Genomic DNA, 21,557 nt, shown 5'->3' with positions numbered 1-21,557 from the left:
GGCTGTTTTAGGTAAGTAATGCCATTTGAAAATCGAATGGCAATGTTTGTTTCGGTCTCAGAATCCACCTGCTTCTTTCAATGCCAAGTATCTATCCAGTAACCTTATTTCCAGATTGCTGGATCGTGAGTCCAGCACTATCACACCTTGAGTACTCAATCGCTCACGGAGGTCGTTACGGGCATTCAAGTAATCCATCGTCCCGCAATAGGCGAGTGCGTCCGTCAGCGTTTGTAAGGGGGTATGGCGTACATTGTCGAGCAGCACCTCACATATACTTACCAACAGTACCCGATGCTGCTGGGTCAGGCGTTTGACAGCATTCACCAGCTCCTCATCAACTTCATCCCGAAAATTGGTCAGCACCACTACCAGCGCCCGACGCTTTTGCCTCACCAGCAACTGATTCACCGCTGTCGAATAGTCCGCCGGCCGTTGCGTGCTATCCAGATCATAAGCACCGTTGAGCAACACCTTGAGCTGCCCCGCCCCTTTGGCTGGTGCGACGTATCGCGGCTGATCACTGGCAAATGTCATCAACCCCACCGCATCCCCCTGCCGCAGCGCCACATAACTCAACAGCAAACACGCATTCAACGCATGATCGAAATGCGACAGCTCCCCATCCTGACTTCGCATCTGCCGCCCGCAATCGAGCATGAAAACAATTTGCTGATCCCGCTCGTCCTCGTACTCCCGGGCAATCGGTGTGCGATGGCGGGCGGTGGCTTTCCAGTCGATCTGGCGAAGGCTGTCGCCTTCGCGAAATTCCCGCAGTTGATGAAACTCCATTCCCTGACCACGGCGTTGACGCTGACGTACGCCAAGCTGGCTTAGCCAGTTGTCGACCGCCAGCAACTGGCCGCCGTAGAGGCGGGCGAAGTCGGGGTAGACGCGGGTGTGGTCGGTGAGGTTCAGCAGGCGTTTGCCGGACCACAGGCCGAAGGGACTCGGCAGGTTGAGTTCGCAGGTGTCGAAGGTGAAGTGGCCGCGTTTGAGCGGGCGCAGGCGATAGCCGATCAGGCTGCGCTGGCCGGGTTGTAGCTCGGTGTCGAGTGGCAGGTTTTCGAAAGTCAGGCCATCGGGGACATGGTCGAAGATTTGTATGAGCAGTGGTTGGTCGAAATCATGTTCGACCTCCAGCCGCACTTCGCTCCAGCGACCTAGGGCCAGGCTGCCGGGCATCTGTCGTTGCACGCGGGGCGAGGGCAGGCGTTTGAGGCGCAGCGCGTCCAGCAGGCTCAGCGCAAACAGCGCCAGCAGCAATCCCCAGTTGATCGACAACAGGCTCGACGGCACTTCGACGTCCAGCGCCTGCAACGTGCCCAGCACAATGCCGATGGCCAGCAGGATCGTCAGCCAGATCAACAGCAGGCGCGAGGGTTTCACAGGCGCGGCGCCGGCACTTGGTCGAGCAGTTGCTGCAGGACTTGATCGACTTGCAGCCCTTCGATGTCCAGCTCCGGGGCGAGGCGCACGCGGTGGCGCAACACCGCCAGTGCGCAGCCCTTGATGTCGTCGGGAATCACGAACTCGCCACCGCGCAACAGAGCCCGGGCGCGGGCGCAACGCACCAGTGCAATGGAGGCGCGTGGCCCGGCGCCGAGGCTCAGCCCAGGCCAGGTGCGGGTGCTGCGGGCGAGGCGTACGGCGTAATCGAGGACTTGATCGTCCAGCGGCAGATCGCTGGCGATACGTTGCAGGGCTTGCACGTCCTTGGCCTGCAACACGGTGCGCAGCGGTTGCACGTCGAGCATGTCGGCTCGGGTCGAGCGGCTGACCTGGCGCACCATGTCCAGCTCCTGATCGGCGTCGGGGTAGTCCATGCGCACCTTGAGCATGAAGCGGTCGAGCTCTGCTTCGGGCAGGGGATAGGTGCCTTCCTGTTCGATCGGGTTTTGCGTGGCGAGCACCATGAACGGTTGGGCAATCGGCAGGGCCCGGCCTTCGAGGGTGACCTGACGTTCCTGCATCGCTTCGAGCAGGGCGGCCTGGGTCTTGGCCGGGGCGCGGTTGATCTCGTCGGCCAGCAGCAGGTTGGTGAACAGCGGGCCTTTGCGCAATTTGAACTGCTCGGTTTGCAGGTCGTAGACCGCGTGGCCGGTGACGTCGCTGGGCATCAGGTCCGGGGTGAACTGGATGCGCGCGAACTCGCCGCCGAAGCACTTCGCCAACGCGCGTACCAGCAGGGTTTTGCCGAGGCCGGGAACACCTTCCAGCAGCACATGGCCGCCGGCGATCAGCGCGGTCAGGACGTCGTCGATCACCGGGTTCTGGCCGATCAGCGCCTTCTGCAATTCACCGCGTACCGCTTGCGCCAACTGACTGGCTCGGTGGCGTTGCTGGGCGGCATGGCTGGGCGAGCCGGGTTCGATGTGTTCGGTCATAACGAGTTCCTCAAGGCTTGCAGGTGGGCGACCTGACGGCAGAATTCGGCGCTGGACAAGCGCCGCTTCGGTGCCGGGCTCAGGGCCTGGCTGATGGCACGGGTCGGCTGGCGGGTCAGGCGCGACAGCGCTAGCCATTGTTCGGCGACGTTCAACTGGTCGAAACCGGGGTGACGATGGCGGGCGCGGCGCAGGACGTCCTGCTGCAAGGCTTGCAGCAAGGTCTGTTGACCGTTGTGGCGCAGGATGAAATCGGCGCTGGCGCGCAGGTGTTCCATCAACTGACGACGACCGCTCGGAGCAGGAGCCTGCACCGGGCCGTGACGCACGCCGACATGCCACAACCACAGACCGATCAGCGCCAGCAGAGCGATGATGGCCTGCGGGAAATAGCGCCAGAGCAAGGTCAGCAGACCGTCGTGTTCGGTGTTGTACAGCAGCGTCACGGCGGTGTCGGCGCTCAGATACCAGAGCAGCCAGGCATTGTCGTGTCGGGCGATGGCCGGGGTTTTCCACAGGTCGGCATCGGTGACCACGGTGATCGTGCCGACGCCGTAGGGCAGTTGCATCATGTGCGTGGCGCGGGCGCTGTTGGCCCAGGCCTGGGCGAGGTTTTTCGGGTCGTCGAGGTGGAACGCGGTGTCGAACCCGGCGTAGGCGGGGGCGTCTTCGTCTTCCAGATAGAGCTTGGTCAGATTGGGCCAGGGGTCTTCGTCGGCATCCGGCGGCGGGTCTTTCAGATCCTTGCTCAGGGACTGATGCAGTTGCACACGGTCGAGCAGCAGGTCATTGCTCTGGCCGGTCTTTTCATCCCACAGCGACTCGGCGACGAACACCAGTCGTCCGCCGGCCCGGGCCCAGTTCAAGACCTGATCGACCTGACGCGGCGTCATTTTTGAACGGTCGTTGAACAGCAGCAGCGTGTGTCGGCGCGGGTCAATCTCGGGCAACACGGCGAGGCTCTCGGCATGGCCGACGATAATCCCGTGACTGCGTAGAAACATCTCCGCCGCCAGATAAGGATTGGCTTGCGCGGCGGGGGAGGGACCGTGATCGACCACGGCCTGGTAAGGCGTGGCCTTGAGGTACAGATAAACGCCCAGCGCACCCAACAGGGCAACAATCAATGCGCCGATCAGCCAGAGTGCGCGACGGTTCAACGGGCAGCTCCGTGGCCGAACAGGGATCGCCAGCCATCACACAGTTCCTGCTGCAGATACGCCGCCGGCACGCGGTGCCCATAGGCCATGTTCTGCCAGTGGCCGGTGAGATGACGGCTGTAGGCGAGCAGGTCGGGACGCTGCAAATGTTCGATCCGCGCCAGCACTTCGCTTTCGGTGTCGGCCGGTTTCAGGGTCAGGTTGAAGTCGTGCAGCAGATGACTGAGCAGCGCCCGATACAGCAGACCGAGCGCCGCACGGGGCTGAGTCTGCCAGAGCTGTTCGGCGCTGGCGGCGATGTCATCGGGCAGGGTTTCCTTGCTCAGGTCGAGACCGAAGGCTTGCTGTGGCATGGGGCGCTTTATTCGCTCGGGCAGTCGCGGGCGACGGCTGACGAACGTTTGCAGAAATTCGCGGTAACGCCAGATCAACCAGCCGAACGCTCCGATCACCACGGCCCACAGCAGCACTTCAATCGCCTTGGCCAGCCCGTCGAGGTGTTGACCATTGAGCCAGCCCAGCAGGGTTTTCAGCCATTGCGGGGCTTTGCTGTCCTTGGTCTTTTCGACGGTGGCAGGATCTTCGCCGAAGCGATAACGGGTGACGGTTTCCTTGTTCTTGAACGGTGGTTGTTCCAGCAAGGCCTTGATGCTGTCGCGGGATGCCTGGCTGGTCAGTGGCTGATTCAGGAGCCGGGGCGCATCCGGGGCGGTGGCAGGGGCGGCGGCCCATGCCGAGGGCAATCCGGGCAGCAGCAGACAGACCGCCAGCAGCAAACCGAGTGCACTGCTGTTCAGACGTTGGCGCAAGCGGCGGAATACCAGTTCGATGTCCCACGCTTCCAATACCGTGCGCCGGTTCAGGTAGAGGCTGAAACCGCAGGCGACGTAGATCGGTTCCCAGATCACCAGTATCAGTGCGTAGAAGGCATTGGTCAGGTGTTCGAGCCAGCGCCATTGGTGGTCGGCGGCGAAGATCAGGCTTTGCCAGTCCCAATCGGTTTCTACCTGTTGCGGCAGCAGCAGGTAGAACAGCACCATCAGGCCGATCCACAGCGCCGTTTCCAGATGGACACCGATGATCGTCAGCCACTGGGCCGCGCCGGCATTGCGCTGCAGCAGTACCCGCAAACGCTGCTGGCGTGTGATGCCGCCCAGGCCTTCGAGTTGCACCACCGGCATCAGGAAGCTGCGACTGAAGCTCAGGCGTCGCCAGGTCAGGCTCGCCAGCAACTGCGGTTTGAGCAGTTTTGGCCATTGGTGCAATGCCTGTTTCAGCGTGGGCGTTTCGCCGAACAGGGCTTTGGACAGGATGTACAGCGGCAAGCGTTCATAGGCGGGTTTCAGCCACCAGAAGATGAACACCGCGAGCGAAGGCGAATCCCACAGCAACAGGCTAAGAACAGCAAACAACGGAAGGGTGACGATGGCCCAACTGGTCATCAACAGACGCCGGTGCTGCTGGCTCATGCGCACGCCCAGGTCCATGGCTTCCCAGGTGCTGCGCGGGCGGATCACCACGGTGGCGTCACTCAGGCGCATGGCGGGCCCTTCCGGCGAACAGCAGATAGGTTGCCACGCAGAGCCAGAGTCCGGCACCGACCAGGTATTTGGTCTGCGGCGTGACCCCGGTGCGTGACGACCAATAAGCCTCGATAAACGCGGCGATCAACAGGAACAGCATCACGCCGCAGATCAGCAATACGCTCTGGCGCGCCGCGTGTCTCAAGGCCTCGCCGCGTGTCAGGCGTCCCGGCGCGATCAACGCCCACCCCAGTTTCAGTCCCGCCGCCCCGGCCAATGCAATAGCCGTGAGTTCGAACGCTCCGTGCCCGATCACGAAGGACCAGAAAGTCTGGCCGAAGCCGGTTTCACTTAGGTGCCCGGCCACCGTGCCGATGATCAAACCGTTGTAGAACAGGAAAAACGCGCTGCCCACGCCCAGCAGCAAACCGCTGGCGAAGGTCTGAAAGGCGATGCCGATGTTGTGCATGATGTAGTAGCCGAACATCACCCAGTCTTCGCTGGCCGCACGTTCGGCCGAGCGCCCGAGGTGGCCGGCGGCGGGGTCGTACATGCTCTGCATCTCGCGCACCTGATCGGCGGGGATCAGGTTGTAGACCAGCTCGGGGAACAGGTACACCAGTAATCCGAACCCGATCAGGCTGCCAAAGAACAACAGCCCCGCAGCCAGTACGAAGCGCCATTCGGCGCGTACCAGCCGTGGAAATCCGGCCAGGATGAAGCCCAGCAGGTTGGCGCCGAGCTGGCTGCGGTGACGGTAAAGCTGTTGATGGCCGCGCAGTACCAACTGTTGCAACGAGTCGACGAGGAAACTGCTGTAACCACGTTCCTGCGCCAGGGCCAGATGCTGGCAGAGTCGGCGGTAGGCTTTGGGAAATTCCGCCACCTGCGAAGTGTCCTTGCCGCGTTCCAGGCGTTCGAGGGCGAGCGTGAAGCGCTCCCATTCGGCCTTGTGGCGGGTTTCGAAAAGGCTTTGCTTCATGTCGGCCCCAGCAGGCCGCGGGCGATGCCGTTGAGTTCCCTGACGGCTTTCGGCGCACTGATGTGCAGTGGCTGAGCGAGCAACGCCGCGAGTTCATTGACCCGCGCCGTCGACAGTTCGCCCTGACGCTCGGCGAAAGCGAGCAGGGCGCGTTGTTCAGTCAGGGTCAGCGGGATCGGTGAGCGGCGAGGTTCGGCATCGGGCAGCTGAGGGCGCTTGAGCGGGCGTTCGCTGTAGATCACCAGCGTGCCGGCAGCGATGTCGCCGAGGCGTTTGAAGGTCGGATGTTGCAGGCAACTGATGGCGCCAAGGAAATAGCCGAACGGCATCAGGTCGACAAAGCGCAACAGGTTGCGCAGCAGCGAGGCCGACCAACCCACCGGCGTGCCATCGTCGTGCACCACCCGCAGGCCCATCCATTGCTTGCCCGGCGAACGGCCCTGACGCAGCACTTCGAACAGCACCATGTACCACCAGCTCACCGCGAACAGCAGAAGCGAGCCCAGGCCGACGCCGAGTTTGCCGAGCAGCGCCAGCAGCATGAACAGCAGCCCGAGGATCACCCCGCGCAAAACCAAGTCGATGGTGAAGGCCACGGCACGCACCATCAGGCCGGCGGGACGCAGCGGCAGGTCGATGCCTTCCGGCGTTTCGACCTGGTGCCGTGTGTCCAGCGGCGGGGCCAGCGTTGCTTTCCTTGGCGGTGCTGTGGTCTCGAGCATGGGCTACCTGATGTTGCCGGATCGGGATGCGAGTGAATCCGATGCTAGCAGCCTCTCGGGGGAAAACGACATAACTATGTCATTCACATCGTTCAACCAAAGGTGACTGAATGATGCGGTGCTGGCCGCGACGGCAGTCGAACGCCTAGACTTTGCCGATCTTCAGTTCAGGAACCGCCCGTGACTTCCATCTTCTGGTACGACTACGAAACCACCGGCATCAATCCCCGATGTGACCGTCCGTTGCAGGTGGCCGGGATCCGCACCGACCACGAACTCAACGAAATCGACGCGCCGGTCAATCTTTACTGCCAGCCCAGCGAAGACATCCTGCCGCACCCGGCGGCCTGCGCAATCACCGGTATCACCCCGAGCCGTCTTGCCGAACAAGGTTTGAGCGAAGCCGATTTCATGACCCGGGTTCATGCGCAACTTGCGGCTCCCGGTACCTGCGGCGCGGGGTACAACACTTTGCGTTTCGATGACGAGATGACTCGTTACAGCCTGTACCGCAACTTTTTCGATCCTTATGCCCGTGAATGGCAGGGCGGTAACAGCCGCTGGGATCTGATCGATGTGGTGCGCGCCGCTTATGCGTTGCGTCCCGACGGGCTGGTCTGGCCCACCGATGACGAAGGCAAGGTCACGCTCAAGCTCGAACGCCTGACCGCCGCCAACGGCATCGATCACGGCAATGCCCACGAGGCGTTGTCGGACGTTCGCGCCACCATCGCCCTGGCCCGGTTGATCCGCGAGAAGCAGCCCAAGTTGTATGACTGGCTGTTCCAGCTGCGCAGCAAGCAGAAGGTCATGGACCAGATTCGCCTGTTGCAGCCAATGGTGCACATTTCCGGACGCTTCTCGGCGGCACGAAGTTTTGTCGGTGTGGTACTGCCGCTGGCCTGGCATCCGCGCAACAAGAACGCGCTGATTGTCTGTGATCTGCACCTGGATCCGCAGGGCCTGCTCGATCTGGATGCGCAGACCTTGCGCCAGCGCCTGTATACCCGTCGTGACGACCTGGCCGAAGACGAATTGCCGGTGCCACTCAAGCTCATCCACATCAACAAGTGCCCGGTGGTGGCGCCGTTGTCGGTGTTGAGGGCTGAAGATCAGCAGCGTCTGGGGCTGGACATGGCGCTGTATCAGGCCCGCGCATTGCGACTAAGTGACGCACAACAAGTTTGGAAAGATAAAGTCCCGGCGATTTATGCCAGCGAAGATTTCACCTCGAGTGAAGATCCCGAACAACAGTTGTACGACGGATTTATCGGCGATCGTGATCGTCGTTTATGTGAGCAAGTGAGGACGGTGGATCCTGCGCAATTGACGCGAGAGCAATGGCCGTTCGATGACGAACGTTTGCCTGAGTTGTTGTTTCGATATCGCGCACGTAACTTTCCGGATACGTTGAATTTCGAAGAGCAAGAACGCTGGCAAATCTTTTGTCGGCAGCGCTTGTCCGAGCCTGAATGGGGCGCCCCTAATACCTTGCAATCTTTTACAGAGGCCGCGGAGCAATGGTTGCTTAGTGCCTCGCCATTACAGCGCGAGGTGCTGATTGAATGGCAGAGTTATGTCCAGGCATTGCGCAAACGTTTGAATCTTTGAAATCGAACATGTCCGTTGCCTGAACGGAGGGCATAAAAAAACGCCAGCGGATGCTGGCGTTTTTTTGTGTCGCGGACGGGTCTGCGACAAGGGTTGCGGCTTAGCCCAGCAGGGTAGCCCAGCCTTCAACCACGTCACCGCCCCACTTGGCTTTCCACTCTTTCAGAGTCTTGTGGTTGCCACCTTTGGTTTCGATGACTTCGCCGTTGTGCGGGTTTTTGTATTGTTTAACTTTGCGTGCACGCTTGGTGCCGGTAGTTTTTACTGCGCCGCCACGTGGGGCCTTGGTTTTGGACTCTGGATCCAGCAGCGCGATGATGTCACGCAGGGACTTGGAGTATTCGCCCATCAGGGTGCGCAGTTTGCCTTCGAATTCCAGCTCGGCTTGCAGTTTGTCGTCTTGCGACAGGTTCTTCAAACGGGCTTGCAGCTCTTTGATGGCTTCTTCGGTGGCACGATATTCGTTGATCAAGGACATGATTACTACCTTATTGGGAGTGCGCGATGGCAGGGGACAGTGCGGCAATAATAGTCAGGCTGTTTCATCAAGTAAACATTTAACCGGGCTTTTTATTTGGATTAGTTACGTTGAAAAGCCCTGAATTGAATATTCAGTTAAATAATGTGATGCAGTCTTCACAGATATTCACAGAGACCGGTTGGTGCAGGGCTATTGCCGCGCCATCATCCTGACGATTGCCCGCGTCAAAAAAGCTGCGGCGAGGCCTGGCGGGGCTCAAGGCTTATCGATACTGCAGTTTTGCGGCGTAGTCGCTAGAATGTCCGCCTTTGCGAAGTTCTGGAGTTTCCCCCTCATGCGCACTTTTCGGCTGGTGATTTCTTGCCCGGACCGCGTTGGCATCGTTGCCAAAGTCAGTAACTTTCTGGCGGCCCACAATGGCTGGATCACCGAAGCGAGCCACCACTCGGACAATCAGGTCGGCTGGTTCTTCATGCGTCACGAAATCCGTGCCGATTCCCTGCCATTCGGTATCGAGGTGTTGCGCGAGAAGTTTGCACCGATCGCCGAAGAGTTCTCGATGGACTGGCGCATCACCGACACCGAGCAGAAAAAACGCGTGGTGCTGATGGCCAGCCGTGAGTCTCACTGTCTGGCCGACCTGCTGCACCGCTGGCACAGCGATGAGCTCGATTGCGAGATCTCCTGCGTGATTTCCAACCACGACGACCTGCGCAGCATGGTCGAGTGGCACGGCATTCCTTATTACCACGTCCCGGTCAATCCGCAGGACAAGCAACCGGCCTTCGACGAAGTGTCGCGTCTGGTCAAACAGCACGACGCCGAGGTGGTGGTGCTGGCGCGCTACATGCAGATCCTGCCGCCGGACATGTGCCGCGAATACGCGCACAAGGTCATCAACATTCACCACAGTTTCCTGCCGTCGTTTGTCGGCGCCAAGCCCTATCACCAGGCGTCGCTGCGCGGCGTGAAGCTGATCGGCGCCACCTGCCACTACGTGACCGAAGAGCTGGATGCCGGTCCGATCATCGAGCAGGACGTGGTGCGCGTCAGCCACAGCGACAGCATCGAAGACATGGTGCGTTTCGGCCGTGACGTCGAGAAGATGGTGCTGGCCCGTGGCCTGCGTTATCACCTGGAAGACCGCGTGCTGGTGCACGGCAACAAGACCGTGGTGTTCTGATCGAACCTTTCGGTTGAAAAACCAAGGGCCTGGGCGTTCAATCGCTTCAGGCCCTTATTTGTTTCAGCCCCGGAGAAAACGCCCATGAGCGATCCACTGGACAAAGCCACCTCCAAAGCGCCCGCCACTCTGGGCGAAGGCTGCCTGAGCCGCTATGACCCGGATGATTTGAGCCCGGAGGATGGCACCGACTTCCCCGACGCCGCCGCGTTGTGGGAGCAGCTCAACGAAGAGAAGCCGGACGACGTCAAGCCTGGCGCACCTTCATCAGCTTCCTGAGCAGCGGACGCCCGAGCATCAGCAGGAAAATCGGCCCGCCGACCAGCAGGTAGAAGTAAAACGTCATCGCCCGCCAGATCAGGATCGCCGCCGCAGCGGTCGACGCCCCCACCATGGGCGCCAGCAGCGCCGCCGACGTCAGTTCCGCCGCCCCGGCCCCGCCCGGCAGCAGACTGAATTGTCCCGCCCCCAGCGAAAGCATCTGAATCAGGAACGTCCAGGCCCACTGCACGTCCGCCCCCAGCCCGCGCAGCGCCAGATACAGCACGCTGTAACGCAGTGACCAATGTACGCACGTCAGGGCAAACACCTTGAACAGCGTTTGTCGCGGCAGTTTCAGGGCATCGGTGAACGCCGCCAGAAAATGCAGCAGCTTGCGCGCCCAGCGCCATCGTGTGGCGGGTTGCACGTTCATGCGCGCCAGCAGCCGGCCACTCAAGCGAATCAGCATCCGGTGATAACGCGCCACCAGCACACAACCGAACAGCCCGCCGAACAACGAGATGGCGCTGACGATCAGCAGCCATTCCATCCGGTCGCTCAGATGCTGGAACAAGGCATAAATCAGAATCCCGCCCAACGCACACAGAAAGAACAGCAGGTCGCTCAACTGATCCATTGCAAACACCGCGCTGCCCCGGGCCGGGCGAACCCCGCTGCGGGCCAGCAGCGCCATGATCGTCAACGGCCCGCCTGTGCCGCCGGGTGTGGCGCACCAGGCGAATTCGGCGGCCATGACCACGCCAAGGCTCTTCAGCGGCGTGACCCGTTCCCGCTGATCGCCGAGCAGCAGACGCAGGCGCAAGGTATTGATGCCCCAGCACAGCAGAACCATGGCCAGCAGGATCGACAGCCAGTGCAGGGGAAAGGCTTGCAGGCGCGTCCAGGTTTCCCCGCCGCCCAGTAACGAAGGGATCAGCACGGCGGCCAGCAGACCGATCAGCAACAGAATGCCGCGACTCATGCGCTATGTCCTTGCAGGCGCGTCAGCATGATTTCAGCGATATGCACAGAGAACGCCCCTTCGCTCGTTGATGTCCCGTGTTGACCTTACTCCAGAATAGATGTTCGGTCGGGATGTGCGGTGGGGGAGGTTTTGCGGGAGGTGAGATGCCTTCGCGGGCTGACCTGCGAAGGCATCCGGGGGAGGGGTTTAAATGCGGAAGCTGCCGACCAGTTGCTTCAGACGCGAAGCCTGCTGTTCCAGATCCGAGCAGGCACGCAAGGTCGCCTGCAGGTTCTCGACGCCTTCCTGGTTCAGCGTATTGATCTCGGTGATATCGACGTTGATCGACTCGACCACGGCGGTCTGTTCCTCGGTGGCAGTGGCCACCGACTGGTTCATCCCGTCGATCTCGCCGATGCGCTGGGTCACGCTGTTCAGGCGCTCGCCCGCGAGGTTGGCGATCTCTACGCTGTCTTGGCTGTGGCGCTGGCTGTCGCTCATGGTGCTGACCGATTCGCGGGCGCCGACTTGCAGCTCCTCGATCATGGTCTGCACCTGTTGCGCCGATTCCTGGGTGCGGTGGGCGAGGTTACGCACTTCGTCTGCCACCACGGCAAAGCCGCGACCGGCTTCACCGGCCCGCGCCGCTTCGATGGCGGCGTTGAGCGCCAGCAGGTTGGTCTGCTGGGAAATGCTGGTGATCACTTCGAGAATCTGGCCGATGTTCACGGTCTTGCTGTTCAGCGATTCGATGTTGCTGCTGGATGCGCTGAGCATGCTCGACAACTGATTCATTGCCTTGATGCTGCGATCCACCACTTGCTGGCCGTCTTCGGCCAGGCCACGGGCGTCGCTGGCCTGGGTCGAAGCTTGTGCGGCGTTGCGGGCGATTTCCTGGGCGGCAGCGCCGAGCTGGTTGATCGCGGCGGCCACGCTGTTGGTGCGCGAGGCCTGCTGGTCGGAGTTGTACATCGACGAGTTGGACGCCGCGACCACGCGCAGGGCGACTTCGTTGACTTGCCCGGTGGCGGACGACACTTCGCGGATCGAACCGTGAATCCGCTCGACGAAGCGGTTGAATGCCGTACCCAGCACGCCGAATTCGTCCTGGTTCTGGATGGTCAGGCGCTTGGTCAGGTCGCCTTCGCCGTCGGCGATGTCTTCCATGGCGCGGGTCATGACGTGCAGCGGCTGGATCAGGATGCGGATCAGCATGCCGAGCAGGGCGATGATGATCGCCACGGCAATCACGGTCGCGATCACCGCCGAGGTACGGAACTGGCTGAGCATCGAGAAGGCTTTGTCCTTGTCCACGGACAGGCCGATGTACCAGTTCACCGACGGCAGGCCCTTGATCGGGGCGAAGGTGACGATGCGGGTCTTGCCGTCGACAGTGATTTCACTGAAATCGCTGCTGATGCGCGGGGTGTCCTGCGGATAGGCTTCCTTGAGCGATTTCATCACCAGGGCCTTGTCCGGGTGCACCAGGATCTTGCCGTCGGCGCTGACCAGGAAGGCGTAGCCCATGCCGGAGAAGTCTCGGGCGCTGAGGGTGTCGATCAGGGTTTGCAGGCTCAGGTCGCCGCCCACCACGCCGACGCTCTGACCGGCCTTTTTCGCGGCGGTGGCGATGGAAATGATGGTCTGGCCGGTAGCGGCGTCGATGTACGGTTCGGTCAGGGTCGAGGTGCTGCTGCTTTCGGCCCCTTTATACCAAGGGCGGACCCGCGGATCGAAACCGTCCGGCATCTTCGCATCCGGACGGATGGTGAAGTGCCCGGTGGCATCGCCGAGGTAAGACGCCATGAAGGTCGACGTCAGGGCTTTCTGTTCCAGCAGGCTGGCGACGGCGGCTGGCTCGGGGTTGATCGCAATGTTCTGTGCCGCGTTCTCGATCAGCAGGATGCGCCCGCTGAGCCAGGTCTGGATGTTGTCGGCAGTGACCTCGCCCATCTCGTTGAGGTAGTTGTTCAGGTCGTCGCGGATTGCATTGCGCTGCAGCCAGTCGTTGTACAGCGTGAACGAGGCGAAGGCGGCAATGACGATGAGGGCGGCGGCAAGCAAGATTTTATGGCTGAAGCGTAGATTTTTGTTCATGGCTTGGGGTTCCGCTAAGGTCTTAATGTCCAGGGCGTGCTTTTATAAAGGCGCGCAATATGGGCAGGGGTGAAAGCTCACTGATATTTCCGTCTCTCCTTAGGGAAATCTCAGACCGGACTTTTGATCGGGTCTCTCACTCCTCTCTATCGGCCATGCTCGACAAAGATTAACTATTGGGTGACCAAATGCCTGACTCCTCGCAACTCGTTATCGGCGCCGACCTCGCCGGGCAACCGATCGCCCAGGCGATGCGCCTGGCCAACCGTCACGGACTGGTGGCCGGGGCGACCGGCACCGGCAAGACCGTTACTTTGCAGCGTCTGGCCGAAGCCTTCAGCGACGCCGGGGTCGCGGTGTTCGCCGCCGACATCAAGGGTGACCTGTGCGGTCTCGGCGCTGCCGGCAACCCTCAGGGCAAGGTCGCCGAGCGTATCGCCGGGATGCCGTGGCTCAATTACAAGCCCCAGGCTTATCCCGTGACCTTGTGGGATATTCACGGGGAGTCCGGTCATCCGCTGCGCACCACCCTGAGTGAAATGGGACCGTTATTGATCGGTGCCTTGCTGGAATTGACCGACAGCCAGCAGTCGGCACTGTACGCGGCGTTCAAGGTCGCGGACCGTGAAGGGCTGTTGCTGCTGGATCTGAAAGACCTGAAAGCACTGCTCAATCACCTCAAGGACAACCCGCAGCTGCTCGGCGACGACGCGGCGTTGTTCACCACCGGCTCCAGCCAGGCGCTGTTGCGGCGTCTGGCCATCCTCGAACAGCAGGGCGCCGAAGCCTTGTTCGGCGAGCCGGCGCTGCAACTGGAAGACATCCTGCAACCGGCCGCCGACGGTCGCGGGCGCATTCATTTGCTGGACGCCAGTCGTCTGGTGCATGAAGCGCCGAAGGTCTACGCGACGTTTCTCCTGTGGCTGCTCGCTGAATTGTTCGAGCAACTGCCGGAGCGGGGCGACGCCGACAAACCGCTGCTGGCGCTGTTCTTCGACGAAGCGCACTTGTTGTTCGGCGATACGCCCAAGGCCTTGCAGGAACGTCTGGAACAAGTGGTGCGGCTGATCCGCTCCAAGGGCGTGGGCGTGTATTTCGTCACCCAGTCACCGGGCGATCTGCCGGACAACGTGCTGGCGCAACTCGGGTTGCGCGTGCAGCACGGTCTGCGGGCGTTCACCGCCAAGGAGCAGAAATCCCTGCGGGCGGTGGCGGACGGTTTCCGGCCGAATCCGGCGTTCGATACGTTGTCGGTGTTGACCGAACTCGGGATTGGCGAGGCGCTGGTCGGCACCTTGCAGGAAAAGGGTACGCCGGAAATGGTCCAGCGAGTGCTGGTGGCGCCGCCGCAATCGCGGATCGGGCCGTTGACCGAGACTGAACGCACGATGCTGATTGCCGGGTCACCGTTCAAGGGGCGTTATGACAAGCCGATCGACCGCGAGTCGGCTTATGAAATTCTCACCGGACGCAAGAACCTGGGGCCTGAAGCCGAGGCGATACCTGGCAAACCGGCGCCTGAAGAGCCAAGCCTGGCGGACAAGGCCGGAGAATTTCTCGGGACAGCGGCGGGGCAGGCTTTGAAGTCGGCGATGCGCCAGGCGGCGAACCAGTTGGGCCGGCAGTTGGTGCGGGGATTGATGGGGTCGTTGCTCGGTGGCAGCAAGCGCCGCTAGGACCTGGGCAGGCGCGCCAGGGTCAGGATTTGGCCTTGGCGTGCGCTGCCAGTCGCTCCAGCGCCGCCCGCAGGCTTGGATCGCTGATCCCGTCGGCGGTGGATTGAATGGTCGCTGCGGCATCCGTCGACAGATCCATCGTGTGTCCGGCTGCTCTTGGCGGGATGGCTGGTGGTCGCACCGAGAACTTGATCCGCGTCAAACCGGTGAACTCGTCGAACATCTGCAATTGCCGCAGCAGGCGTTTTTGCTGGTAGCGCAGGCGTGTTGCCCAATGACCGTCGGTGACCACCAGCGACAGTTCGCCTTCGCGCCACTTGGCCACATGGCAGTGTTCGCGGGCGGCAGGTTGCAGCTGGCTGTCTAGCAGGCGCTGCAGATGGGCCAGTCGTTGAGCATGGCCGAGGATGGCTTTCAACGGCCTGGCTTCGCGTAGCAGAACGGCGGGCGCTCTGGCTGTAAGAGGGCGAAATGCCATGATCTAGGACCTGAAGTTACAGAGGCGCCATGGTAGCAGATAGGCCCCATTTCACTCGCCCATTGCTTTTGTCCCTGCTTTGCCCATTAAATCAACGACTAACTTCTGCCGCCAACGGCTTGAAGTTGAGCAAAACGCCCCTATTTTAAGTGAGCCCCGTCAAAGCGCAGTGCCAGCATCGTGGAATATCGCCACTTTCCTCACCACCGTTTCCGGGTAGAATGCTCGTTCGCATGCGGCCATGAGGGCTGCACGGGCGACTCACGGGGCCGCCCTCCATCCCTTTAGTGTGGAAGATCCTGCCGATATGTTTGCGCCTTTGTTAAAGAAACTTTTTGGAAGCAAGAACGAGCGTGAAGTCAAACGCATGCTCAAGACGGTGCAGCTCGTCAATGCCTTCGAAGAGAAGATGGTCGCCCTCTCGGACGATCAACTGCGCGCCAAGACCGCAGAGTTCAAGGACCGCATTGCCAAGGGGGAGACCCTCGACAAGCTGTTGCCGGAAGCCTTTGCGGTCGCCCGCGAAGCCGGCAAGCGCGTCATGGGCATGCGCCACTTCGACGTCCAGCTGATCGGCGGCATGACCCTGCACGAAGGCCGGATCGCCGAAATGCGTACCGGTGAAGGCAAGACCCTGGTGGGTACCCTGGGCGTTTACCTCAACGCGCTGTCCGGCAAGGGCGTGCACGTTGTGACCGTGAACGACTACCTGGCCCGCCGTGACGCCAACTGGATGCGTCCGCTGTATGAATTCCTCGGCCTGACCGTCGGCATCGTGACGCCGTTCCAGCCGCCGGAAGAGAAGCGCGCCGCCTACGCCGCCGACATCACTTACGGCACCAACAACGAATTCGGCTTCGACTACCTGCGCGACAACATGGCGTTCAGCATGGAAGAGAAATTCCAGCGCGAACTCAACTTTGCCGTGATCGACGAAGTCGACTCCATCCTCATCGACGAAGCGCGTACTCCGCTGATCATTTCCGGTCAGGCCGAGGACAGCTCCAAGCTGTACATCGAGATCAACAAGCTGATCCCGAAACTCAAGCTGCACGTTGAAGAAGTCGAAGGCGAAGTCACCCAGGAAGGTCACTTCACCGTCGACGAGAAGACCCGTCAGGTCGAACTCAACGAAGCCGGTCACCAGTTCATCGAAGACCAGCTGACCAGCATCGGTCTGCTGGCCGAGGGCGAGAGCCTGTACTCGGCGCACAACCTGAGCCTGCTGACTCACGTCTACGCCGGCCTGCGTGCGCACAAGCTGTTCAACCGCAACGTCGAATACATCGTGCAGGACGGTCAGGTCGTACTGGTCGACGAACACACCGGTCGTACCATGCCGGGCCGTCGTCTGTCCGAAGGCCTGCACCAGGCCATCGAGGCCAAGGAAAACCTGAACATCCAGGCCGAAAGTCAGACCCTGGCTTCGACCACGTTCCAGAACTACTTCCGTCTGTACGAAAAACTGTCCGGCATGACCGGTACTGCAGACACCGAAGCGTTCGAATTCCACCAGATCTACAACCTGCCGGTCATCGTGATCCCGACCAACAAGCCGTTGGCCCGTAAGGACTACAACGACCTGGTGTTCCTGACCGCCGAAGAGAAATACGCGGCGATCGTCAACGACATCAAGGAAAGCATGGCTGCCGGCCGTCCGGTGCTGGTGGGTACTGCGACCATCGAAACTTCCGAGCACATGTCCGCATTGCTCGTGAAGGAAGGCATCGAACACAAGGTTCTGAACGCCAAGTTCCACGAAAAAGAAGCTGAAATCATTGCACAGGCCGGTCGTCCGGGCGCCCTGACCATCGCCACCAACATGGCCGGTCGTGGTACCGACATCCTGTTGGGCGGCAACTGGGAAGTTGAAGTCGCGTCGCTGGAAAACCCGACCCCTGAGCAGATCGCGCAGATCAAGGCCGACTGGCAGAAGCGTCACCAGCAAGTGCTGGAGTCCGGCGGTCTGCAGGTGATCGCGTCCGAGCGTCACGAATCCCGTCGTATCGACAACCAGCTGCGTGGCCGTGCCGGCCGTCAGGGCGACGCCGGTTCCAGCCGCTTCTACCTGTCGCTGGAAGACAGCCTGATGCGCATCTTCGCCTCCGACCGGGTGAAGAACTTCATGAAGGCCCTGGGCATGCAGCCTGGCGAAGCGATCGAGCACCGCATGGTGACCAACGCCATCGAGAAGGCCCAGCGCAAGGTTGAAGGTCGCAACTTCGACATCCGTAAACAACTGCTGGAGTTCGACGACGTCAACAACGAGCAGCGTAAAGTGATCTATCACATGCGCAACACGTTGCTGGCTGCGGACAACATCGGCGAAACCATCGCTGATTTCCGTCAGGACGTCCTGAACGCCACCGTGAGCGCGCACATTCCTCCGCAATCGCTGCCTGAGCAGTGGGACGTGGCCGGTCTGGAAGCCGCGATTGCCAGCGACTTCGGCGTGAAGCTGCCGATCCAGCAATGGCTCGACGAAGACGATCACCTGTACGAAGAAACCCTGCGCGAGAAGCTGATGAACGAGCTGATCGCCGCGTACAACGAGAAAGAAGACCAGGCCGGTGCCGACGCACTGCGCTCCTTCGAGAAACAGATCGTGCTGCGCGTGCTGGACGACCTGTGGAAAGACCACCTGTCGACCATGGATCACCTGCGTCACGGCATCCACCTGCGTGGTTATGCGCAGAAGAACCCGAAGCAGGAATACAAGCGCGAGTCCTTCACGCTGTTCTCCGAGTTGCTGGATTCGATCAAGCGCGACTCGATCCGTGTGCTGTCGCACGTTCAGGTTCGCCGCGAAGATCCGGCCGAGGAAGAGGCGCGTCTGCGTCAGGAAGCCGAGGCACTGGCCGCTCGCATGCAGTTCGAACACGCCGAAGCCCCAGGTCTGGAGCAGCCGGAAGCACTGGTCGGTGAAGAGGTCGATGTGGCCCTGGCCACCGCGCCGGTTCGCAACGAGCAGAAGCTGGGCCGCAACGAACTGTGCTACTGCGGTTCGGGCAAGAAATTCAAGCATTGCCACGGGCAGATCCAGTAAAACCCGTTTCAATCGCTGAAATACCCGCGCCGCGACCGGCACCAGCCGTCGCGGCGTTTTGCCATTTACACCACCGCCACTACGCTTGGCGGTGCTGACATCATTGAGTAAGGAGCGCATTCATGGCTGTTGGTCTTGGTCCTTTGCCAACGTTGCACCCGGTTGCCGGTTTTGAACTCGGTATCGCTTCGGCCGGCATCAAGCGCCCTGGGCGCAAGGATGTCGTCGTGATGCGTTGCGCCGAAGGTTCGACCGTGGCGGGCGTGTTCACGTTGAACGCTTTCTGTGCAGCGCCGGTGATCCTGGCCAAGAAGCGCGTGCAGAACGCTGTGCGCTACCTGCTGACCAACACCGGCAATGCCAACGCCGGCACCGGCGAGCCGGGCCTGGCCGCCGCCGAGCGCACCACCGCCAGACTGGCTGATTTGACTGGCGTCGATGCCAGCCAGATCCTGCCGTACTCCACCGGTGTGATCGGCGAGCCGCTGCCGGTCGAGAAGATCGAAGGCGCCTTGCAGGCCGCGCTGGACGATCTGTCGGAAAACAACTGGGAAGCTGCCGCCACCGGCATCATGACCACCGACACCTTGCCAAAAGGTGCGAGCCGCCAGTTCCAGCATGACGGCGTGACCATCACCGTCACCGGCATCAGCAAGGGCGCGGGCATGATCCGTCCGAACATGGCGACCATGCTCGGCTACATCGCCACCGACGCCAAAGTCTCCCGCGACGTGCTGCACAACCTGATGCTGGACGGCGCCAACAAGTCGTTCAACCGCATCACCATCGACGGCGACACCTCGACCAACGACTGCTGCATGCTGATCGCCACCGGCAAGGCTGCGCTGCCGGAAATCACCCGCGCCGAAGGCGAGCTGTTCGGCAAGCTGAAGCAGGCCGTTTTCGAAGTGTGCATGGACGTGGCCCAGGCCATCGTGCGTGACGGCGAAGGCGCGACCAAGTTCGTGACCGTTGAAGTCAATGGCGGCGGCAATCACCAGGAATGCCTGGACGTCGGCTATACCGTGGCCCACTCGCCGCTGATCAAGACGGCACTGTTCGCGTCCGACCCGAACTGGGGCCGCATCCTCGCTGCTGTCGGCCGTGCCGGCGTGCCGGATCTGGATGTGAGCAAGATCGATGTGTTCCTCGGCGACGTGTGCATCGCCAGCCGTGGCGCCCGCGCCGCGACCTACACCGAAGCCCAGGGTTCGGCAGTGATGCAGCAGGAAGAAATCACCATCCGTATCGAGCTGGGTCGCGGCGATTGCAGCGAAACCATCTGGACCACCGACCTGTCCCACGAGTACGTGAAGATCAACGCCGAATACCGCACCTGATCCCTGCCGAAGAGGGAGGTCTGCGGACCTCCTTTTCTTCTGTCCCATGAAAGGACCCGAACATGAGCCTTCACCTGATCATCGGCGACAAACTGCTTTCCTCCTGGTCCCTGCGCGCGGCACTGGCGCTTGAGCTGACCGGCGCGCCCTACACCGAAGAACTGATCAAGCTCGGCAAGCCCGACACCCGCGAGCGCCTGCTCAAGCATTCGCCCACCGGCAAGGTACCGTTGCTGACCACCGCACGAGGCACCATCGCCGATTCCCTGGCGATTGCCGAATACCTGGCCGAACAGTTTCCATCCGAACAGCTCTGGCCGACCGATATTGCGGCCCGCGCCCAGGCGCGCTCTGCCTGCGCGCAGATGCACAGTGGCTTTTTTGCGATGCGCAATCACATGCCGTTCAACCTGAGCCACGATGCACCGCTCAACCCGGTGCCGCCAGAGGTGAAGGTCGATGTCGAGCGCATGCTTGCGCTGTGGGCTGAATGCCGTGCCGTTGCCACCGAGCCGGGACCGTTCCTGTTTGGTCGCGTGTCGTTGGCGGATGCGTTCTTCGCGCCGATTGCCGTACGCCTGCGTACCTATCAGGTGAAGCTGCCGGCCGAAGATGAAGCCTATGTTGAAACCGTCTACCAATGGCCGGCCTTCAAGGCCTGGCAAAAGGCCGGACTGGAGGAATTGCAGTCGTGAAACGTGTACACGTCGCCGCCGCCGTCATTCGTGACGACAGCGGCAAGATTCTGATTGCCCGCCGGGCCGATACCCAGCATCAGGGCGGTCTCTGGGAATTTCCCGGTGGCAAGGTCGAAGCCGACGAGTCGGTGCAGACCGCGCTGGCCCGTGAGCTGCACGAAGAATTGGGTATTGTCGTCGGCGCCGCACGCCCGCTGATCAAGGTCCGTCACGATTACCCGGACAAGCAGGTATTGCTGGATGTCTGGGAAGTATCGAGTTTCACCGGCGAACCCCACGGCGCCGAAGGCCAGCCGTTGGCCTGGGTTTCGGCCAAAGAACTGGCGAACTACGAGTTCCCGGCGGCCAACCAGCCGATCGTCGCGGCGGCGCGTCTGCCCGCTGAATACCTGATCACCCCGGAAGACCTGGAAGCCCCGGCCCTGTTGCGCGGCATCCAGAAGGCGATTGCCGGTGGCATCAAGCTGATCCAGCTGCGTGCGCCCAATGGCTATGACCCGAAGTACCGCGACCTCGCGGTGGACGCGGTCGGCCTGTGTGCCGGCAAGGCTCAGCTGATGATCAAGGGCCCGTTCGAGTGGCTGGGGGATTTCCCGTCCGCCGGTTGGCACATCACCTCGGCGCAACTGCGCAAGTACGCGGCAGCGGGGCGCCCGCTACCGGCGGAGCGCTGGCTGGCGGCGTCCTGCCACAATGCTGAAGAGCTGGCACTGGCCGAGCAGATGGGCGTGGATTTCGTCACCCTGTCGCCGGTGCAGCCGACCCTGACTCACCCGGATGCGCAGCCGTTGGGCTGGGAGCAGGCTTCGACACTGATCGAAGGCTTCAGCAAACCGGTGTTTCTGCTGGGGGGCGTCGGCCCGGCCGAACGCGAGAAAGCGTGGCATGCCGGCGCTCAGGGCGTGGCGGGGATTCGGGCGTTCTGGCCTGAAGCCTGAATGGGCATCC

General features: G+C 61.5%; 18 protein-coding genes and 1 pseudogene. 8 read left to right on the top strand and 11 right to left on the bottom strand.

Features of this window, described 5'->3' with window-relative positions; translation table 11 throughout:
* Window positions 1-57: 57 nt before the first annotated feature.
* The 6 genes from IF189_RS22095 to IF189_RS22070 are packed head-to-tail and all read right to left on the bottom strand — an operon-like array spanning window position 58 to window position 6,774.
* Complete coding sequence (locus IF189_RS22095) at window positions 58-1,389, bottom strand: DUF58 domain-containing protein (protein WP_192552260.1); 1,332 nt, start codon at window positions 1,387-1,389, stop codon at window positions 58-60.
* Window positions 1,386-2,387 (bottom strand): AAA family ATPase, encoded by a 1,002-nt coding sequence (locus IF189_RS22090; RefSeq protein ID WP_085709599.1) that lies wholly within the window; start codon window positions 2,385-2,387, stop codon window positions 1,386-1,388. The genes IF189_RS22095 and IF189_RS22090 overlap by 4 nt, the downstream gene beginning before the upstream one ends.
* On the bottom strand, window positions 2,384-3,547 hold the full coding sequence (locus IF189_RS22085; protein ID WP_192552259.1) for a DUF4350 domain-containing protein: 1,164 nt from the start codon (window positions 3,545-3,547) through the stop codon (window positions 2,384-2,386). Before IF189_RS22085 ends, IF189_RS22090 begins: the two co-directional genes overlap by 4 nt.
* Complete coding sequence (locus tag IF189_RS22080; RefSeq protein WP_192552258.1) at window positions 3,544-5,088, bottom strand: DUF4129 domain-containing protein; 1,545 nt, start codon at window positions 5,086-5,088, stop codon at window positions 3,544-3,546. Before IF189_RS22080 ends, IF189_RS22085 begins: the two co-directional genes overlap by 4 nt.
* Window positions 5,075-6,052, bottom strand: a complete 978-nt coding sequence (locus IF189_RS22075) for a stage II sporulation protein M (RefSeq protein ID WP_192552257.1) — start codon at window positions 6,050-6,052, stop codon at window positions 5,075-5,077. The genes IF189_RS22080 and IF189_RS22075 overlap by 14 nt, the downstream gene beginning before the upstream one ends.
* A complete protein-coding gene (locus tag IF189_RS22070; protein ID WP_134827901.1) occupies window positions 6,049-6,774 on the bottom strand; it encodes an RDD family protein in 726 nt (241 codons plus the stop codon). Before IF189_RS22070 ends, IF189_RS22075 begins: the two co-directional genes overlap by 4 nt.
* Before the next feature lie 180 nt (window positions 6,775-6,954).
* Here IF189_RS22070 and sbcB point away from each other — a divergent pair, with 180 nt between their 5' ends.
* Complete coding sequence (gene sbcB / locus IF189_RS22065; protein WP_134827900.1) at window positions 6,955-8,385, top strand: exodeoxyribonuclease I; 1,431 nt, start codon at window positions 6,955-6,957, stop codon at window positions 8,383-8,385.
* 100 nt (window positions 8,386-8,485) lie between these two features.
* Here sbcB and mvaT read toward each other — a convergent pair whose 3' ends face one another.
* Entirely contained in the window at window positions 8,486-8,863 is a 378-nt protein-coding gene (mvaT, locus tag IF189_RS22060) for a histone-like nucleoid-structuring protein MvaT (protein WP_046054737.1), read from the bottom strand.
* A 337-nt stretch (window positions 8,864-9,200) separates the two neighbouring features.
* Here mvaT and purU point away from each other — a divergent pair, with 337 nt between their 5' ends.
* Complete coding sequence (purU, locus tag IF189_RS22055; RefSeq protein WP_007912774.1) at window positions 9,201-10,049, top strand: formyltetrahydrofolate deformylase; 849 nt, start codon at window positions 9,201-9,203, stop codon at window positions 10,047-10,049.
* An 84-nt stretch (window positions 10,050-10,133) separates the two neighbouring features.
* On the top strand, window positions 10,134-10,328 hold the full coding sequence (locus IF189_RS22050) for a hypothetical protein (RefSeq protein ID WP_134827899.1): 195 nt from the start codon (window positions 10,134-10,136) through the stop codon (window positions 10,326-10,328).
* On the opposite strand, the gene IF189_RS22045 is transcribed toward IF189_RS22050, so the two are convergent.
* The 3 genes and pseudogenes from IF189_RS22045 to IF189_RS29205 all read right to left on the bottom strand — a co-directional run.
* Complete coding sequence (locus tag IF189_RS22045; protein ID WP_192552256.1) at window positions 10,297-11,292, bottom strand: lysylphosphatidylglycerol synthase transmembrane domain-containing protein; 996 nt, start codon at window positions 11,290-11,292, stop codon at window positions 10,297-10,299. The genes IF189_RS22050 and IF189_RS22045 overlap by 32 nt on opposite strands.
* A 189-nt stretch (window positions 11,293-11,481) precedes the next feature.
* A complete protein-coding gene (locus tag IF189_RS29210; protein WP_371320922.1) occupies window positions 11,482-12,246 on the bottom strand; it encodes a methyl-accepting chemotaxis protein in 765 nt (254 codons plus the stop codon).
* Between the two features lie 141 nt (window positions 12,247-12,387).
* A pseudogene (locus IF189_RS29205) lies at window positions 12,388-13,227 on the bottom strand (cache domain-containing protein); the annotation flags it as partial.
* Window positions 13,228-13,559: 332 nt separating this feature from the next.
* Here IF189_RS29205 and IF189_RS22035 point away from each other — a divergent pair.
* Complete coding sequence (locus IF189_RS22035; RefSeq protein WP_085709744.1) at window positions 13,560-15,047, top strand: helicase HerA-like domain-containing protein; 1,488 nt, start codon at window positions 13,560-13,562, stop codon at window positions 15,045-15,047.
* A 22-nt stretch (window positions 15,048-15,069) separates the two neighbouring features.
* Here the strand turns inward: IF189_RS22035 and IF189_RS22030 are convergent, their stop codons facing one another.
* Window positions 15,070-15,525 (bottom strand): DUF721 domain-containing protein, encoded by a 456-nt coding sequence (locus IF189_RS22030; protein ID WP_192552254.1) that lies wholly within the window; start codon window positions 15,523-15,525, stop codon window positions 15,070-15,072.
* A 307-nt stretch (window positions 15,526-15,832) separates the two neighbouring features.
* On the opposite strand from IF189_RS22030, the gene secA reads away from it, so the two are divergent.
* The 4 genes from secA (at window position 15,833) to IF189_RS22010 (ending at window position 21,547) form a co-directional block, all read left to right on the top strand.
* Window positions 15,833-18,571, top strand: coding sequence for a preprotein translocase subunit SecA (gene secA, locus IF189_RS22025; protein WP_085709609.1), 2,739 nt, complete (start codon window positions 15,833-15,835; stop codon window positions 18,569-18,571).
* A gap of 122 nt (window positions 18,572-18,693) precedes the next feature.
* Window positions 18,694-19,911, top strand: coding sequence for a bifunctional glutamate N-acetyltransferase/amino-acid acetyltransferase ArgJ (gene argJ, locus IF189_RS22020; protein WP_192552253.1), 1,218 nt, complete (start codon window positions 18,694-18,696; stop codon window positions 19,909-19,911).
* Between the two features lie 62 nt (window positions 19,912-19,973).
* Window positions 19,974-20,606: a glutathione S-transferase family protein gene (locus tag IF189_RS22015; RefSeq protein ID WP_192552252.1), complete on the top strand. Its 633-nt coding sequence runs from the start codon at window positions 19,974-19,976 to the stop codon at window positions 20,604-20,606.
* Window positions 20,603-21,547: a Nudix family hydrolase gene (locus tag IF189_RS22010; protein ID WP_134827893.1), complete on the top strand. Its 945-nt coding sequence runs from the start codon at window positions 20,603-20,605 to the stop codon at window positions 21,545-21,547. The genes IF189_RS22015 and IF189_RS22010 overlap by 4 nt, the downstream gene beginning before the upstream one ends.
* Window positions 21,548-21,557: the final 10 nt, after the last annotated feature.

The sequence above is a fragment of the Pseudomonas sp. IzPS59 genome, assembly GCF_014863505.1.
GTDB classification, from domain to species: domain Bacteria; phylum Pseudomonadota; class Gammaproteobacteria; order Pseudomonadales; family Pseudomonadaceae; genus Aquipseudomonas; species Aquipseudomonas kribbensis.
Note: the sequence above shows the minus strand (reverse complement) of the source record. Positions and strands in the feature narration are given on the sequence as shown.

What these genes read in the sequence shown, in the direction of transcription:
- IF189_RS22090 (WP_085709599.1), bottom strand. Translation starts at nt 2,387, where the DNA reads ATGACCGAACACATCGAACCCGGCTCGCCCAGCCATGCCGCCCAGCAA.
- IF189_RS22080 (WP_192552258.1), bottom strand. Translation starts at nt 5,088, where the DNA reads ATGCGCCTGAGTGACGCCACCGTGGTGATCCGCCCGCGCAGCACCTGG.
- IF189_RS22075 (WP_192552257.1), bottom strand. Translation starts at nt 6,052, where the DNA reads ATGAAGCAAAGCCTTTTCGAAACCCGCCACAAGGCCGAATGGGAGCGC.
- IF189_RS22070 (WP_134827901.1), bottom strand. Translation starts at nt 6,774, where the DNA reads ATGCTCGAGACCACAGCACCGCCAAGGAAAGCAACGCTGGCCCCGCCG.
- mvaT (WP_046054737.1), bottom strand. Translation starts at nt 8,863, where the DNA reads ATGTCCTTGATCAACGAATATCGTGCCACCGAAGAAGCCATCAAAGAG.
- purU (WP_007912774.1), top strand. Translation starts at nt 9,201, where the DNA reads ATGCGCACTTTTCGGCTGGTGATTTCTTGCCCGGACCGCGTTGGCATC.
- IF189_RS22050 (WP_134827899.1), top strand. Translation starts at nt 10,134, where the DNA reads ATGAGCGATCCACTGGACAAAGCCACCTCCAAAGCGCCCGCCACTCTG.
- IF189_RS22045 (WP_192552256.1), bottom strand. Translation starts at nt 11,292, where the DNA reads ATGAGTCGCGGCATTCTGTTGCTGATCGGTCTGCTGGCCGCCGTGCTG.
- IF189_RS29210 (WP_371320922.1), bottom strand. Translation starts at nt 12,246, where the DNA reads ATGTACAACTCCGACCAGCAGGCCTCGCGCACCAACAGCGTGGCCGCC.
- IF189_RS22035 (WP_085709744.1), top strand. Translation starts at nt 13,560, where the DNA reads ATGCCTGACTCCTCGCAACTCGTTATCGGCGCCGACCTCGCCGGGCAA.
- IF189_RS22030 (WP_192552254.1), bottom strand. Translation starts at nt 15,525, where the DNA reads ATGGCATTTCGCCCTCTTACAGCCAGAGCGCCCGCCGTTCTGCTACGC.
- secA (WP_085709609.1), top strand. Translation starts at nt 15,833, where the DNA reads ATGTTTGCGCCTTTGTTAAAGAAACTTTTTGGAAGCAAGAACGAGCGT.
- argJ (WP_192552253.1), top strand. Translation starts at nt 18,694, where the DNA reads ATGGCTGTTGGTCTTGGTCCTTTGCCAACGTTGCACCCGGTTGCCGGT.
- IF189_RS22015 (WP_192552252.1), top strand. Translation starts at nt 19,974, where the DNA reads ATGAGCCTTCACCTGATCATCGGCGACAAACTGCTTTCCTCCTGGTCC.